The organism is Arthrobacter sp. 05L428, from assembly GCF_056397665.1.
The window spans coordinates 93,577-108,032 of record NZ_JBFTNW010000003.1 but is presented as its reverse complement, the minus strand read 5'-3'; the positions used below and the strand labels follow the sequence as shown (position 1 = coordinate 108,032).

12 protein-coding genes and 2 riboswitches are annotated in these 14,456 nt (G+C 68.4%); of the genes, 2 read left to right on the top strand and 10 right to left on the bottom strand.

Annotated features, from left to right (window positions below):
• The first annotated feature begins 16 nt into the window (after window positions 1–16).
• Window positions 17–742 (top strand): hypothetical protein, encoded by a 726-nt coding sequence (locus tag AC1DH3_RS09120; protein WP_476893144.1) that lies wholly within the window; start codon window positions 17–19, stop codon window positions 740–742.
• Window positions 743–960: 218 nt separating this feature from the next.
• Here the strand turns inward: AC1DH3_RS09120 and AC1DH3_RS09115 are convergent, their stop codons facing one another.
• From AC1DH3_RS09115 to AC1DH3_RS09075, 9 genes are all read right to left on the bottom strand, one after another.
• Entirely contained in the window at window positions 961–3,984 is a 3,024-nt protein-coding gene (locus AC1DH3_RS09115) for an alpha-mannosidase (RefSeq protein ID WP_476909112.1), read from the bottom strand.
• Between the two features lie 105 nt (window positions 3,985–4,089).
• Window positions 4,090–4,974: a formate dehydrogenase accessory sulfurtransferase FdhD gene (fdhD, locus tag AC1DH3_RS09110; protein ID WP_476909111.1), complete on the bottom strand. Its 885-nt coding sequence runs from the start codon at window positions 4,972–4,974 to the stop codon at window positions 4,090–4,092.
• Window positions 4,975–5,061: 87 nt separating this feature from the next.
• Complete coding sequence (locus tag AC1DH3_RS09105; RefSeq protein ID WP_476909110.1) at window positions 5,062–6,567, bottom strand: molybdopterin-binding protein; 1,506 nt, start codon at window positions 6,565–6,567, stop codon at window positions 5,062–5,064.
• Complete coding sequence (locus AC1DH3_RS09100; RefSeq protein ID WP_349627252.1) at window positions 6,564–6,851, bottom strand: DUF6457 domain-containing protein; 288 nt, start codon at window positions 6,849–6,851, stop codon at window positions 6,564–6,566. Before AC1DH3_RS09100 ends, AC1DH3_RS09105 begins: the two co-directional genes overlap by 4 nt.
• Window positions 6,835–7,545 carry a molybdenum cofactor guanylyltransferase gene (gene mobA, locus AC1DH3_RS09095; protein WP_476909109.1) on the bottom strand — a complete coding sequence of 237 codons (711 nt, stop codon included), beginning with the start codon at window positions 7,543–7,545 and terminating at the stop codon, window positions 6,835–6,837. The genes AC1DH3_RS09100 and mobA overlap by 17 nt, the downstream gene beginning before the upstream one ends.
• Before the next feature lie 90 nt (window positions 7,546–7,635).
• Window positions 7,636–8,136 carry an HNH endonuclease gene (locus tag AC1DH3_RS09090; RefSeq protein ID WP_441418266.1) on the bottom strand — a complete coding sequence of 167 codons (501 nt, stop codon included), beginning with the start codon at window positions 8,134–8,136 and terminating at the stop codon, window positions 7,636–7,638.
• Between the two features lie 243 nt (window positions 8,137–8,379).
• Window positions 8,380–9,144: an NlpC/P60 family protein gene (locus AC1DH3_RS09085; protein ID WP_441418265.1), complete on the bottom strand. Its 765-nt coding sequence runs from the start codon at window positions 9,142–9,144 to the stop codon at window positions 8,380–8,382.
• Window positions 9,145–9,407: 263 nt separating this feature from the next.
• A riboswitch (cyclic di-AMP (ydaO/yuaA leader) is annotated at window positions 9,408–9,566 on the bottom strand.
• A gap of 146 nt (window positions 9,567–9,712) precedes the next feature.
• The gene (locus AC1DH3_RS09080) at window positions 9,713–10,531 is read right to left on the bottom strand and encodes a M23 family metallopeptidase (RefSeq protein ID WP_441418264.1); all 819 of its coding nucleotides are present in this window, start codon (window positions 10,529–10,531) and stop codon (window positions 9,713–9,715) included.
• A gap of 4 nt (window positions 10,532–10,535) precedes the next feature.
• Window positions 10,536–10,755: riboswitch (cyclic di-AMP (ydaO/yuaA leader) on the bottom strand.
• Window positions 10,756–10,897: 142 nt separating this feature from the next.
• Window positions 10,898–11,590: an iron-dependent transcriptional repressor DtxR gene (locus tag AC1DH3_RS09075; RefSeq protein ID WP_476909108.1), complete on the bottom strand. Its 693-nt coding sequence runs from the start codon at window positions 11,588–11,590 to the stop codon at window positions 10,898–10,900.
• A gap of 315 nt (window positions 11,591–11,905) precedes the next feature.
• Between AC1DH3_RS09075 and serC the strand changes: the two genes are divergently transcribed.
• Window positions 11,906–13,036: a phosphoserine transaminase gene (gene serC, locus AC1DH3_RS09070; protein ID WP_476909107.1), complete on the top strand. Its 1,131-nt coding sequence runs from the start codon at window positions 11,906–11,908 to the stop codon at window positions 13,034–13,036.
• A 27-nt stretch (window positions 13,037–13,063) separates the two neighbouring features.
• Here the strand turns inward: serC and AC1DH3_RS09065 are convergent, their stop codons facing one another.
• Entirely contained in the window at window positions 13,064–14,428 is a 1,365-nt protein-coding gene (locus AC1DH3_RS09065; protein ID WP_476909106.1) for an MFS transporter, read from the bottom strand.
• Between the last annotated feature and the right edge of the window lie 28 nt (window positions 14,429–14,456).

Here is a 14,456-nt window from a genome sequence, read left to right as displayed (position 1 = left end):
TGAGTAGGAGGTGGACATGCTTGAATGGGGAACGCTGATTATTTGCGGCCTGGTTCTGTTACTGCGTCTGCCGGATGCCCTGCGCGGTCGCAACAGGGCTGTGTTCGGGATCCTGTTCCTCGCCACCCTCTGCAGTCTGCTCAGCATCCCCGGACCCTACGCGGCGATCGATGGTGCACTGGGGAGCTTGAACCTCACCAACCTGGTTCTGCGCTTCATTGTGTTCGGAATGGTCTTCCTGGTCGGGCTGCGCCTGGCCGCGGGGCTGGGCGCAGCCCGCGCGAAGGAGCTGATCACCGGCCGCGCGGGACGCTGGGCGCTGGCAGCCGCGTGCCTGGCCGTCGGAGTGACGTTCTTCCTGATGGACACCCGGGGTTCTTCAGCCGGTCTTCAAGACATGACAGGCAGCGGGCGGAACGCCGTTCTCGCCCCGCTCTACGCGGCAGCCGGCCGCAGCTACCCCGCGTTTGTTTCGCTGCTCCTGCTCCCTTCCCTGCGGGCAGCCATCAAGGCGGCCCTGCCACGGCTGGTGCGGACCGGCGCCGCCTTGACCATGGTGGGAGCCGTGGCGGCCGTCGCGAGCGTGCCCGTGTCCTTCGCCCCGGAGTCATGGGATTTGCCCCGGCTGTTCGTGAACTACCTGGCGGTGCTGGGATACGTCCTGGGACTCCTCGCCTTCTGGTTCTCCGGGCAAAGCGGCCGCCCGCCACGTAACACTCCGGCAACGTTTCCTCAGTCGTGAGCCAGGGGATTCACAAAATCATTAGACCGTGAGATAATCATGAATGTGTGAAAACGCCGGCCAGCATCCGTGAATGGGGATTCAGTCTTACGGAACCTGGCGGGGCGTCCAAGCGCCATTGGGGGGATGAGTGGTAGCGGTCCGCAAGGACCGCTCCCACTCAGCCTGTTTAACGGGAATCAAGCTTCGGCTGGCCGCTCGACCCGGGCAAAGAAGGCTCAGCGCTGGAATCTCAGGGTCAGCAATTGGAACGGCCGCAGGACCAGCTCCGCGGAACCGTCCTGAATCGTTACGCCCGGTGCGTCCGCGGGACGTTCCAGGAGGTCCACGGTCCGCACCCCCGTGGCGGCGAATTGGGCCAAGACCGTGCCGGCGGAGCGCTCCCCCAGTGACTCGTAAAGGCGGACGATCACATCGCCGGAGCCGTCCTCCGCCAGTTTGACCGCCTCGATCACGAGGGCGGGATTGGAGACCGTGAACAGCGGCTCCGCGCCGCGGGCTCCCCTGACCACGCGCGGGGCGAGGTTGGTGCGGTACCCCTCCTCGACGGCGTCGGCGATGCTGGCGCCGGGCCGCACGGTGACCGTCAGTTCGTGCCGGCCGCGGTCCGCGTCCGGATCCGGAAACTTGGGTGCCCGCAACAGCGAAACCCGGACGGTGGTGGTCGTCCCGCCGTCGTCCGCGCGGATCTTGCGGGTGACGTCGTGACCGTAGCTGGCGGCGTTCGAGACCGCGACGCCGTACCCGGGCTCGGCCACGTGGATCCACCGGTGTGCGCAGATCTCGAACTTGGCGGCCTCCCACGAGGTGTTGAGGTGGGTGGGCCGGAACACATGGCCGAACTGCGTCTCCGAGGCCGAGCGATCGGCCCGGACGTCGAGGGCGAAGCCGAGCTTAAGCAGCTTCTCACGTTCCTGCCAGTCCACCGCGGTGGAGATCGCCAGCGACGGCGCACCCGGTTCCAGCCGGATCCGCTGGGTCACGGCGGAGGTTCCGGCGAGCCGCTCCACCACGACGACGGCGGCCCCGCCGTCGCGTTCCAGCGTCACGGAGCGGGCCTCGGTCAGCGGGGTGACGTTGCGGCGGTAGAACGCGTCGATGTCCCAGGCGTCCCATTCGTTTGGGGTGTCCCGGTGCAGTTCGAGGAGATTGCCGAACTCCCCCGGCGCGATTGCTTCACGGCCGCTGGCGTGGTCCCGCAGCGAGACCAGGAGTCCGTCTGCGTTCACCACCGCGCGGATGATCCCGTTGTCCAGCACGTAGCCGCCGTCGGCATCCGTGGACTGCACGGGTGCGGCCGCGTTGACGGGCGTGGCGGCGGCGAGCGCCGGGACACCGCGGCGGGGGTGCGGGGCCGCGTTGAGCAGGAACTCCTGCTCGCCCTCTCCCAACACGGCCACGGCGGCGGCGGCGGTGATCGCCTCCAGCTCGCGGGCGACGGCGTCGTAGTTCCGCTCCGCGTCCTGGTGCACCCAGGCGATCGAGCTGCCGGGAAGGATGTCATGGAACTGCTGCAGCAGCACCAGCCGCCAGAGCCGCTTGAGCTCCGCCGCCGGGTACGCGGCGCCGGCTCGGACCGCGGCGGTGGCGCACCAGAGTTCCGCCTCCCGGAGGAGGTGCTCGCTGCGCCGATTGCCCCGTTTAGTGTTGGCCTGGCTGGTATACGTGCCGCGGTGGAGTTCCAGGTACATCTCGCCCACCCAGACCGGGAGGCCCTGGTATTCCTCCTCGGCGCCGGCGAAGAACTCCGCGGCCGAGCCCAGCCGCACCTTCGGCGAACCTTCCAGGTCCGCGTTGCGCTGCGCCGCCGCCAGCATCTCCCGGGTGGGTCCGCCGCCGCCGTCGCCGTAGCCGAACGGGAGCAGGGACATGGTGCCGCGGCCGTGGTCCCGGTAGTTGCGTTCGGCGTGTGCCAGCTCCCGGGCGCTGATTTCGGAGCTGTAGGTGTCCACGGGCGGGAAGTGCGTGAAGAGCCGGGTGCCATCGATCCCTTCCCAGTGGAAGGTGTGGTGCGGCATCCGGTTGACCTGGTTCCAAGAAATCTTCTGGGTCAGGAACCAGCGGCTGCCGGCGGCCTTGACGATCTGCGGCAGCGCGGCGGAGTAGCCGAAGGTGTCCGGCAGCCACGCTTCCTGGCATTCGACGCCGAACTCGGCCAGGAAGAAGCTCTTGCCCTCCAGGAACTGGCGCGCCATGGCTTCGCCTCCCGGCATGTTGCTGTCCGATTCGACCCACATGCCCCCCACCGGGACGAACTGGCCGGTTTTGACCTTTTCCCGGATGCGCCCGAACAGCTCCGGGTAGTACTCCTTGATCCAGGCCAGCTGCTGCGCCGACGAGCAGGAAAAGACGAAGCTAGGGTCCTCGTCCATCAGCGCCACGACGTTGGAGAAGGTCCGCGCACACTTCCGGATGGTTTCCCGGACCGGCCACAGCCAGGCAGAGTCGATGTGAGCGTGGCCGGTGGCGACGAGTTGGTGGGCCGAGGCGTAGGCCGGCCGGGCGAGGACTTCGGCGAGCGCGGCACGGCCGTCGGCAGCGGTGCCGGGGACATCGTCCGGGTCCATGACGTCCAGCATCCGTTCCAGCGCACGGAGGATCTCGTGCCGTCGGGGCAGCTCCATGGGGAGTTCGTGCATCAGCCCGCTAAGCGTGGCAATGTCCTGGTGCAGTTCCCAGACGGCCTGGTTGAGCTCGGCGATGACGATCGGACCCAGCCGGTACTGCGGCTCGGTGCCGGCGGTCGCCTTATCGCCGTAAGGGGTAGCTGCGAAGGTCCAGCCCTGCGAGAGGTCGGGGTTCGCAGCGGCTTCGACGTAGAAGTCCACGGACATGCCGCTGCCCAGCAGCTTGAGGGGGATGTACTGGTTCCGCGGGGAGATCGCCTTGATTACCGATCCGTCGGCCCGCCAGGCCGTACCCTCGCACTGGAACCCGGGCAGGTCACCGCTGAAGCCGAGGTCCACCAGGATTTCGACGGCGGTGTCCGCGCGGCTGCCCCAGGAGTCGGGGACCTCGCCCTGGAGGCGCAGCCACTTGGTGCTCCATGGCTGTCCCCACGCCGCCCCTTGATCCTGCGGGACGAACGTCTGCCGCAGCGCATCCTGTACCGGGACCGGTTCCCCCGCAACGTCCCAGCTGCTCAGCGTGAGCGGGACCCGGCGCGGGTACACGGCGGGGATGATGCGTTCGCGCAGAAAGCGGTCCAGCCGGACTTCCGTGAGACGGCGGTCGTCGTGCAATGTGATCCTCTTCGCGCTGGTGCCGGTGTTGCCAAGTCGTGGTCGACCCCTGTGTCCAGTCGATGGATAAAATCTACGTCGGCCGCCTCGGTTAAGCCAACGTTGTTAAGCGGGGGCGCCGCTGGCCGATGACTGCCGCATGGACACGCGTTCGTGGCCGGCGTAGACGTTCAAGGTGGTGCCACGGCTGAACCCGGCCAGGGTCATCCCGCTGTCCTCGGCGAGTTCGACGGCCAGGCTGGAGGGCGCGCTGACGGCGGCCAGCACCGGGATCCCGGCCAGCGAGGCTTTCTGCACCAGTTCGAAGGATGCCCGGCCGGAAACCTGGAGCACGGTCCCGCTCAAGGGCAGCAGGCCTTCGCGCAGCGCCCAGCCCACCACCTTGTCCACTGCGTTGTGCCGGCCCACATCCTCGCGCAGGCAGAGCAGCTCGGCCGAGCCGTCGTCGGCAATCCGGAAGAGTCCCGCCGCATGCACGCCGCCGGTGACGTCGAAAACGGCCTGGGCCTCCCTCAGCCGGTCCGGCAGCGAGGCGAGGGTCTCCACCGGCACGGTCAGCGGGTCCGCTGCCGGGCTGAAGTGCGAGGACTTGCGCACGGCGTCGATCGAGTCGGTGCCGCAGATCCCGCAGGAGCTGGAGGTGAAGAAGTTTCGCCCCGTGTCCGGCCGGACGACGTCGGGGCGCAGCTGCGCTTCGACGACGTTGAAGGTCTGAACGCCGTCCTCGTCCTCGCCGGCGCAGAAACGCAGCGAGACGAGTTGATCCGGCGTCCAGATGACGCCCTCCGAGACCAGGAACCCGGCAACAAGGTCGAAGTCGTTGCCCGGGGTCCGCATCGTGACGGAAAAGGACAGATTGCCCAGCCGGATCTCAAGCGGCTCCTCGACCGCCAACACGTCTTCCCGGTGCCGGACCGGGAACTCTAGCGCCTGCGGCGAGCCGTCCAGGACAAATTTGTGCACCTTGCGGCGCTGTGTCACGCGGCCCATAGGATACTCCTCATCAGCGTTAAGTGCGGGTTCGGCCGCCAGCTGCGGCGGCTCGCCCCTGAATCCATCATGAACTCTGTCCGGGCGTCAGCCAAGCAGACCGCTCCAGTCAACCGGACCCTCCGGTGCCGGCTTCCTGGCGGTGCGCTTGGTGGCCGGTTTGGCGGCAGCCTTCGCGGGGGCGGGCTCCGGAAGCGCGGCTCCCCACGGGAGGGCAAACGCCGGGACCGGCTCCCCCAGCTGGACGCCGTGCGGCGGGACCACCAGGATGCCGTCGGCCGCCGCCAGTCCCCGCATCATGCCCGGGCCGGTGTGCTGCGCCGGCGATGCCATCCCGTACAGCATACGGAACGGCATCAGCCTGGTCCGGCCGGGGTCGGGCTCGATCATGGTCCCGCACGGCACCTCGGTCACCGGCGGCGGCGTCCCGTGGCCCAGCGCGGCCAGCAGCGGGGCGCCAAGCGTGGACAGCGCCATCATGGCGGCGAGCGGGTTCCCGGGGAGCCCGATGACGAAGCGCCCGTCCGGCAGTTCGGCCAGCACCGCGGGGTGGCCCGGGCGCATGGCGATGCCATCAATCAGCAGCCTGCCGCCCAATTCCGCGACCGTGCGCCTGAGATGGTCAGTGCCGGAGCGGCCGGTGCCGCCTGTGGTGATCACGACGTCGGCCGGGAGTGTCTCGCCGGCCGGCTCCGCGCCGCCCACCGGATCGTGAGCTGCGCCGGTGTCTTCGGTGTCTTCGAGCGCGGCGAGCCATTCGGCGTCGCTGTCCCCGATCTTGACCTCGCCCGCGCAGATTCCGCCGAGCATTTCCACGACGGCGCCGAGCTGCGGCCCGAACGTGTCCCGCACCTCCCCTGGCGCTGGGACGCCGGTGCTGACGACTTCGGCGCCGGTGAGCACCAGCCGCACCATCGCCTTGCCGAGGACCGGCAGGGCGTCGTGACCGGCGAGGGCGGCCAGGGCCAGGTGCGCGGGGTTGAGCACGGCGCCGGCCTTTATCAGCACCTCTCCGGCGGCGGCTTCCTCCGCGGCCTTGCGGATGTGTTCGCCGTTGCGGGGTTCCCCGGGCTTGGCGCCACCGCCCAGTTTCAGGACCGGCAGCCCGTCCTCGTCCGGGGCGATGACGCCGCTCTCGCTGCGGAGCACGGCTTTCGCACCCGGCGGGATCAGTCCTCCGGTGTTGATCGGGCTCGCCTGGTGCGGGGCCAGCCGCTGGCCCGGCTCGGCCAGGATCCACGGGCCGCTGCCGTTGACCGCCCAGCCGTCCATCGCGGAGGAGGCGTAGTGGGGCATGTCATGCAGTGCTGTCAGGTCCTCGGCCAGCGTCCGGCCCAAGGCGTGCCGGAGCGGAATGGGCGAGGACGGGATGGGCACGGCGCAGTCGAAGGCCAGTTGCCGGGCTTCCTGCCAGCTGTGGGCGAGATGCCGGTGCGGCGCCTCCCCGACGGCCGCGGCGCCGTCGTCGGCGTCATCGTCGTCGTGGGCGTTATTGTCGACGGAGGCGTCGGCATCCGGTGGCGCGGCGGACGGTTCGGACACGGAATCGTCGTCCTCGACGCCGCTGCTGCCGTCAGGGGGCTCCGGGGTCATGCCCCAGAAGCCTCGGCGGCGGCGTACTCCTTGGCGAGCTTCCGGGCCACGCCCATGGCGGCCTGCATTGACACGCTGTCCGGCGCCTGGCCGGATCCGGACGCCAGGCCGGCGGCGAAGCCGGCGATGAAGGTGGTCAGCGGCGCGGCCGGCCGGACGACGGAGTGGGCGGCCACACCGGCCAGCCCCAGCACTTCGTTGATGTCGATCTCGACATCTTCGAGCTCAAGGGCCTGGAGCAGCGCACGGCACCAGTCTTCAAGCGTTTCATCCTGGCTCTTCACCGTTTGCCTCCAAAGTTGAGTTGGGCCCCAGCGCCCCGGACGGGCCCGGACCGGGCGTGGACACCCCCATGGCGGAGGCGTCGTCCCAAGTGTCCACATCATCGGTGGAACCCTCCGGAACCGGAACCTGCCGCAGCTCAAGACTAGCAAGGAGGGAGAAGACCGAGCCCCCCTCGAGGGCGTTCCGCCGCGCCGCGTCGGCGACGGCGTGTTCTAGCGCGGCCGTGCCATAAAGTCCCACGAGGGGTTGCAGGCGGCCGTCCGCCGAAACGGCCACGAACCCGTCGACGGGGCTGGCCGCGGCGTCACCCGGGGCATTGGCGAGGACATCAGCCAGTGCGTCGAGCAAGGCGCGGACGGCGTCGGCCACGCGGGGCATGTCGCAGGCCAGCACGAGGGTCAGCGAGGCCGCGCCGGCCGCGGCGGGCTCCCCGCGCCCAACGGCGGCCAGGGCGGAAAGGCCGGCGGCGATCGCGGCGGCGGGTCCGCCAAACGGCGGGTCCTCGCGGCAGCCGAGCACATCTGGTGGGAAGTCGCCGGGGTCGGGGCCGACGACGACGGTCCGGCGGGCGCCCCGGGCAGCCTGCAGTGACCGACTTAGCAGGGTGCCGCCGTCGACCGTCAGCAGGGCCTTGGGTACGCCGCCAAGCCTGGCGGACCGGCCCCCGGCGAGTACAACAGCGTCGAATTCCACCAGCCCAGCCTAGCCGCATCGGCTTCACCGCGGCCGGGTCAGCCCGCGACGCCGGTGCGCCTGCTCAGTGCGCCTGCCCGGTGCGCCTGCCTAGTGCGCCTTTTCGGGGAGCAGGAACGGATCCCAGGCGGGCGTCGGCTTCTCCAGTTCCTTGATCTGCCAGATCGTGCCCTTCGGCGGCCCGGGAACGAAGCCCAGCTTCCAGCCCATTTCGGCGGGCGTGTGGTCTCCCTTGGCGTTGTTGCAGCGCAGGCAGGCCGCCACCAGGTTCTCCCAGGAATCCGCCCCGCCCCGCGACTTGGGGTGGACATGGTCGATGGTGTGGGCAGCCTTGCCGCAGTAGGCGCAACGGTGGTTGTCCCTGCGGAGCACTCCCCTGCGGCTCACGGCCGTCAGGGTGTTGTAGCGCGGCCTGATGTACCGGTTAAGCAGGATCACCGTCGGTCGGCCGAGGATATCCTGCGGACCCACCACGGGGTCATCCCCCTCGGCCACCACGCTGGCCTTCCCGGTCAGTACAAGCACCAGCGCCCGGCGGAAGGTGACTACCGCCAGCGGTTCATATCCAGCATTCAGAACGAGAGTGCGCATCCGCATACCTCTTCACGGCCGCACCCGCCAGGGGCACGAGGGCCGGCTGCCCTGTGCATGGTCGGGCTATGGATCGACACCACAAGAGTAAACACCGAAGGCCCGGATTGCCGAATTTTTCTTTGCCGGGCTTCCCGGCCGCGCGTCGGCGGGCGGGCGCGAGCGAGCCGCAAACTGCAAAGGACCCCTGCCGCGAGGGCAGGGGTCCTTCACAAAGCTTCAGGCGTTAGACGCGCCTAAGTCCTAGCCGCCGACGCGGATGAAGACCGGGCCGGAGCCCACGTTGACGCTGTACAGCGCGGTGGTGCCGCCGTTCCAGCCGCCATGGACGGCCATGCCGTTGCCGACGTAAACGGCGATGTGGGCCATGCCCATGCCGCCGTTCTGGTAGTAGGCGAGGTCGCCCGGCTGGGCCTCGGCGGCGCTCACGGTGCGGCCCAGGGACAGGTAACCCGCCGGCCAGCCGTGGTAGTGGACGCCCACTGCGGCCAACGCGTTGGTGGCCAGCATGGTGCAATCCTGGGAGACACCGATCTGTGCGTAGGCAGCAGCGGCGATCGAAGCGCCCATGCCGCTGACGGCGGCCGGAGCCTTGGTGGCCAGCGATGCGGTGACCGCGGTGCCGGTACCAGTTCCGGTACCGGTGACGGCGGTGTCCGCTTCCTGGACGTTGACGACGGGCTTGGCCGCCTCGACAACGGGAGCCGGCGCGGTGGTGACAGCAGGCTTCTCGTAGGAGATCGCGATGCTGGAGGCCGCGGAGATCGTGGCCGGTGCGTTGGACTGTACTTCCATGGCCGAAGCGGAAGTCGATTCACGCTGAACGTTGGTCTCGGCAGCGTTGGCTGCGATACCGCTGGTCAGGACCAGGCCGGAGGCTGCAGCGATAACCGCGGCCTGGCGACCCATACCACCGGCGTTGTCGCCGACGGCCTTAGCAATGACAGCCAGCGAGTTGGTCTTGGTGACCTCCGCGCGGTGGCGTGCAATGGTTGCACGAGTAGTCATTCAGTTCTCTCTTTCGTGATCCTTGGGTCCGCGCTGCTTGCAGGCGGGACTGAGGACGCTCCGGCATCTTGGGGGTACGCCGGATCGCCCCGAAACGGGTTTCTTAGCGAAGGGTGTACTGCGAAGACGCGCCAAAAGCGGGAACTGCGTTGTGTGATCCAGTCCGGGCGCCGGCAAGGGCGGCACGGAGCATGGAATTCAGCGGGCTCAACTGAGCCTCGCCAGCGCGAGAACGCGCAGCATTGTGGCGTGAAGACACGAAAGTAGCCTCTCCCAATGCCTACGAGGTGAGCTGTCGGATTCGGATGGGAGTCACCCGGCCGCGCTGCTTCCTGGGAAGCTTTGCGACTTAACCCCAAGGTCTTCTTGCGAAGACCAAAATTGGTTCCCCCGCCCCTGCCAGACGATGTCATGCGAACGGACCTTGAGCGGTGGCAGAGTTAGGCAATCCACTCAAGAGCGCCAACTTCGGAGAAGTTGGCGTGCTTCATACGGTACAGCAGTTGGGACTCAATGTCACATTCAGATCACGGCGTGTCACAGAAATGCGAGTGGTCCCTCGGCTTGGCTAAAGCCAGCCGAGCGGGTCAACAACTTCCCCGTTGACCATCACCTCGAAGTGGAGGTGGCAGCCGGTGGAGGCGCCGGTGGTCCCGCTCATCGCCACCACATCGCCACGTGAGACCTGCTGGCCCACGTGGACGTCGGAGGACGACAAGTGGTTGTACGTGGTCTCCAGGCCGTTGCCATGGTCGATCACGACCCGGTTGCCGCCCCCGTAGGGGTGCCAGCCGGAAAAGGTTACGGTGCCGCTCGCGGCGGCATGTACAGGAGTGCCGCACTGGGCCGCGTAGTCCTGGCCCCGGTGGAATTCCCCGACGGCTCCCGTGATGGGACTGACCCGGTAGCCGAACGGCGAGGCCGTGACCATGGAATCCAGCGGCGCCCCGAGGCTGCCCGCGGAGGCTGCCCGGGTGATGCTGCCGACGGACTGCGCGCTCAGCAACTGCTTGAGCTTGCTGTCCGGGTCACCCTTGGTGGTGACGGCCGTGCGGTTGAAGTTGATTTCGGCGGCCGGGGCCTTGACCTCGGGCTGGGCCGCCGCGGAAACCGAACCGGACCTGGCCGCATCGGTGGCCATCACGGGGCCGGTGGCCGGAACTGTAACGGTGAGGACCAAACCCGTGGCGGCCAGGGCAATGCCTGCCTTCTGCCCCACGCCGCTGACAGCGGCGAAGTCTGTTACCTGACGGAACGCGCTGCGCCGGCCGCGGCGCGCTTCGCGGTGCGCGTCACGCGGGCGCTCGTCGAGGACGACGGCGGCCGGGCGTGGCTCCGGAGCGGGACCGGTCGCACGACGGCGGCCCCTGACGGTCTGGGTGGTCAAGAACGGTTCCTCTCTGGATAGCCTGCGAAGTTAGCTGTCGGATTCGGGTCAGAGAGATCAAAGACCCGGTCCGCCGGTGCAAGCATCCAGACGCAGGGGCATCCACGGAGGTCCCAGTTTGAATTGCTTGCCGCTAGCGGACTTCACCCCAAGGCTGTTGAATCAACAGCCGGTTGTGGTTCCCCCGCCTCTGCCAGAAGGTGAATCGCCGGCTGATCCGCTGGCAGAGCTCGGCTCCGGATCAGATAACGCTTTAGTATCGGTGCTAGTCATCAACTATAGGCGATTAAGGCAGGCGGTAATAATTCCGTTATCTCGCCTGTGCACAACTTACCGGCTGTCCGGCGGAAGGATTTTGACGCCAGGTTACCCGAGCGTAACGAACACATGGGCGGCGACCTCGGGAGGCAGCTCGAGGGCGCCTTCAATGTCGGGGACCCGGACCGAGATGTACTCCCCCACCCGCTCCAGCGACACCCTGGCGCCCGGACGGATTCCGCCCTCGTCCAGCTGGACCAGCAGCTCCGGCTCGACCTGGATCGGCTCGGCCAGCCGGCTCACGGTGATCCGCGAGTCGGCGCCGTAGCCGGCCATGGCGTCAAGCAGGTTGACCACGGCGCCGCGGTCCGGCATCGGAAGCCCGCCCAGTTCGGCGAGTCCGGGAATCGGGTTCCCGTAGGGGGACACGGTCGGGTGGTCCAGCATTTCGAAAATGCGGCGCTCGACCCGTTCGCTCATCACGTGCTCCCAGCGGCACGCTTCCTCATGGACGTAGGCCCAGTCGAGCCCGATCACGTCGGCAAGCAGCCGTTCGGCCAGGCGGTGCTTACGCATGACCTCGATGGCGCGCTTCCGGCCCGTTTCGGTCAGTTCAAGGTGCCGGTCGCCGGAGACAACCACGAGGCCGTCGCGCTCCATGCGGCCGACGGTCTGGGAAACGGTGGGGCCGGAGTGACGGAGCCGCTCGGCGATGCGGGCGCGGAGGGCGATGATGTTCTCTTCTTCAAGTTCCAGGATGGTCCGGAGATACATCTCGGTGGTATCGATCAGATCCGTCATTCAGCTCAGCTCCTCGAGCGCCGTCCTTGCGTCATTCCCACCGTACAGCGTGCGGGTTGCGCCCTGGCGAGATCCGCCGTACGTCACCGCACAGCCTAGCCTATTTTGAATTAGTCCGGATAATCTGTGGGCTGCCGCGCGGACCTGTGGACTACGCCCCGCCCGGCGCCGCGCCGCCGTCTCAATGACCGGACTATGACGGGCTTTATTCCCGCCCGCGTGGGGCCGTCGGGCAGAATAAATAGCGGGTCCCGGTCACGCCCGGCAGAGCCCGTCCAAGCCACGCCACGCACCCAGCCGAAAATTGGAGCCCCTGTGAGCGACACCAGCATCACCATCCCCGCCAACCTCCTGCCCAAGGACGGCCGGTTTGGCGCCGGCCCGTCGAAGGTCCGGCCGGAGCAGATGGAGGCCCTGTCTGCGGCGGCGGCGACGCTGCTGGGGACCTCGCACCGCCAGGCCCCGGTCAAGAACCTCGTGGGATCGGTCCGGAGCGGACTGAGCGACTTCTTCCGCGCCCCGGAGGGCTACGAGGTCATCCTCGGCGTCGGCGGGTCCACGGCGTTCTGGGACATTGCCAGCTTCGGCCTCGTGGAAAACAAGGCGCAGCACCTGTCTTTCGGCGAATTCGGCTCGAAGTTTGCCGCGGCCACCAACAAGGCACCGTTCCTGGCCGAGTCCTCGATCATCAAATCCGAGCCCGGCACCCGACCCGAGGCGCGGGCCGAGGCCGGCGTCGATGCCTACGCGTGGCCGCAGAATGAGACCTCCACCGGTGTCGCCGCGCCGGTCAAGCGAGTGGCCGGCGCCGATGCAGGCTCCCTCGTGCTGGTGGATGCCACCTCCGCGGCCGGCGGCCTGGACGTGGACGTCGCCGAGGCCGACGTCTACTACTTTGCCCCGCAGAAGAACTTCGCCTCCGACGGCGGCCTCTGGCTTGGACTGTTCTCCCCGGCGGCTTTGGAGCGCGCGGCCCGGATCAAGGCCGGCGGCCGCTGGATCCCGGACTTCCTGGACCTCCAGACCGCGATCGACAACTCGCGGCTGAACCAGACCTACAACACTCCGGCGCTGGCCACCCTCGTGACCCTGGACGCGCAGGTGCAGTGGCTCAACGCCAACGGCGGCCTCGACTTCGCCGCCGCCCGCACCGCCGACTCGGCCGGACGCATCTACGGCTGGGCCGAGGCCTCCGCCTACGCCACGCCGTTCGTAGCCAGGGCCGAGGACCGGTCCAACGTGATTGCCACCATCGACTTCGACGACTCGATCGACGCCTCCGCCATCGCCAAGGTCCTGCGCGCCAACGGGATCGTGGATACCGAGCCGTACCGCAAGCTGGGACGGAACCAGCTGCGCATCGCCACCTTCGTGGCGATCGAACCCGACGACGTCTCCGCACTGCTCGAGTGCATCGACTTCGTCGTCGGCGAGCTCAAGAAGTAGCCACCGCGCCGTCCCTTCCGGGACGCTTCAGCGGTCGACGGCGTCGTCCGGGTCTTCCTCCCGGGCGGCGCCGCTGGTCGCCGAGCCGCCGGTCATAGAGCCGCCGGTGACAGAGCCGCCGGTCACAGAACTGCCGGGGACGACCCGGAAATACCGCAGGCCCCGCGCACGCCGGTTGAAGGCGATCCGCAGCTGCTTGGCGCGGACAATCCAGAGTATGCCGATCAGTGCCGCGATCAGCCCGGAGGCCGCCGCCACCCCCATGGACCAGCGCGCGCCGGCGACGTTCGCCACCCAGCCGACCAGCGGTGCGCCGATCGGGGTGCCGCCCATGAAGATCGCCATATACAAGGCCATCACGCGGCCGCGCATCACCGGGTCCGTGGTGGTCTGGACGTAACCGTTGGCGCTGGTCATCATGGTGATCGCGAACAGGCCGACCGGCACCAGCGCGACGCCGAACCAGAAGTAGTCCGGCGCCAGCGCGGCGAGGCCGGAGGTCAGGCCGAAGGCGCCGGCCGCGCCGAAGATCACGCGCATCCGCGGCCGGCCCCGCCCGGCCGAGAGCAGCGCTCCGGCGACCGAACCGATCGCCATGATCGAGTTCATCAGGCCGAAGGCGCCGGCATCGAGGCCGAATTCGGTGCCGACCATGGCAGCGATAAAGAGGACGAAGTTCAGCCCCAGGGTTCCCACGATGAACACCGCCACCAGCACGACCACAATGTCCGGCCGGAAACGCACGTAGCGCAGGCCCTCGCGGATCCGGCCCTTCCCGGCCGGCGCGCGGGGCAGCTGGCGCAGCGAGGCGGCGGGGATTTTGGCCAGGCTCAGGAGCAGCGCCAGGAACGTGACGGTGTTGACCAGGAAGACCCAGCCGGGCCCGATGGCCACGGTGAGCAGGCCGGCGACGGCCGGGCCGATCATCCGGGCCACGTTGAACGAGGCGCTGTTGAGGGCCACGGCGTTGGGCAGGTAGTCGTCGCGCACCAGTTCGGAGACAAAGGTCTGGCGCACCGGGGCGTCCAGGGCGGAGACCACGCCCAGCAGCAGGGCGAATATGTAGACGTGCCAGAGCTGCGCGGCCCCGGACAGCACCAGGGCACCGAGCGCTGCGCTCAACACGGCCATGGAGGACTGTGTCAGGACCAGCAGCTGCTTGCGGTTGAAGCGGTCGGCGACCAGCCCGGCGACGGGGGCGAGGAAGAGCTGTGGTCCCAGCTGCAGGGCCATCGTGATGCCCATGGCGCCGGCGTCCTGGGCACTCAGATGGTCAAAGACCAGCCAGTCCTGCGCGGTGCGCTGCATCCAGGTCCCGATATTGGAGATCAGGGCGCCGATGAACCAGATCCGGTAGTTCAGGATGTGCAGCGATTTGAAGGTGGACCTCATGTCCCGACCTTCCGCTGCACGCTCCCGA

Bases quoted from the DNA above. Each gene is read 5' to 3' on its own strand.
- AC1DH3_RS09120 (WP_476893144.1), top strand. From the start codon at position 17: ATGCTTGAATGGGGAACGCTGATTATTTGCGGCCTGGTTCTGTTACTG.
- fdhD (WP_476909111.1), bottom strand. From the start codon at position 4,974: ATGGGCCGCGTGACACAGCGCCGCAAGGTGCACAAATTTGTCCTGGAC.
- AC1DH3_RS09105 (WP_476909110.1), bottom strand. From the start codon at position 6,567: ATGACCCCGGAGCCCCCTGACGGCAGCAGCGGCGTCGAGGACGACGAT.
- AC1DH3_RS09090 (WP_441418266.1), bottom strand. From the start codon at position 8,136: ATGCGCACTCTCGTTCTGAATGCTGGATATGAACCGCTGGCGGTAGTC.
- AC1DH3_RS09085 (WP_441418265.1), bottom strand. From the start codon at position 9,144: ATGACTACTCGTGCAACCATTGCACGCCACCGCGCGGAGGTCACCAAG.
- AC1DH3_RS09075 (WP_476909108.1), bottom strand. From the start codon at position 11,590: ATGACGGATCTGATCGATACCACCGAGATGTATCTCCGGACCATCCTG.
- AC1DH3_RS09065 (WP_476909106.1), bottom strand. From the start codon at position 14,428: ATGAGGTCCACCTTCAAATCGCTGCACATCCTGAACTACCGGATCTGG.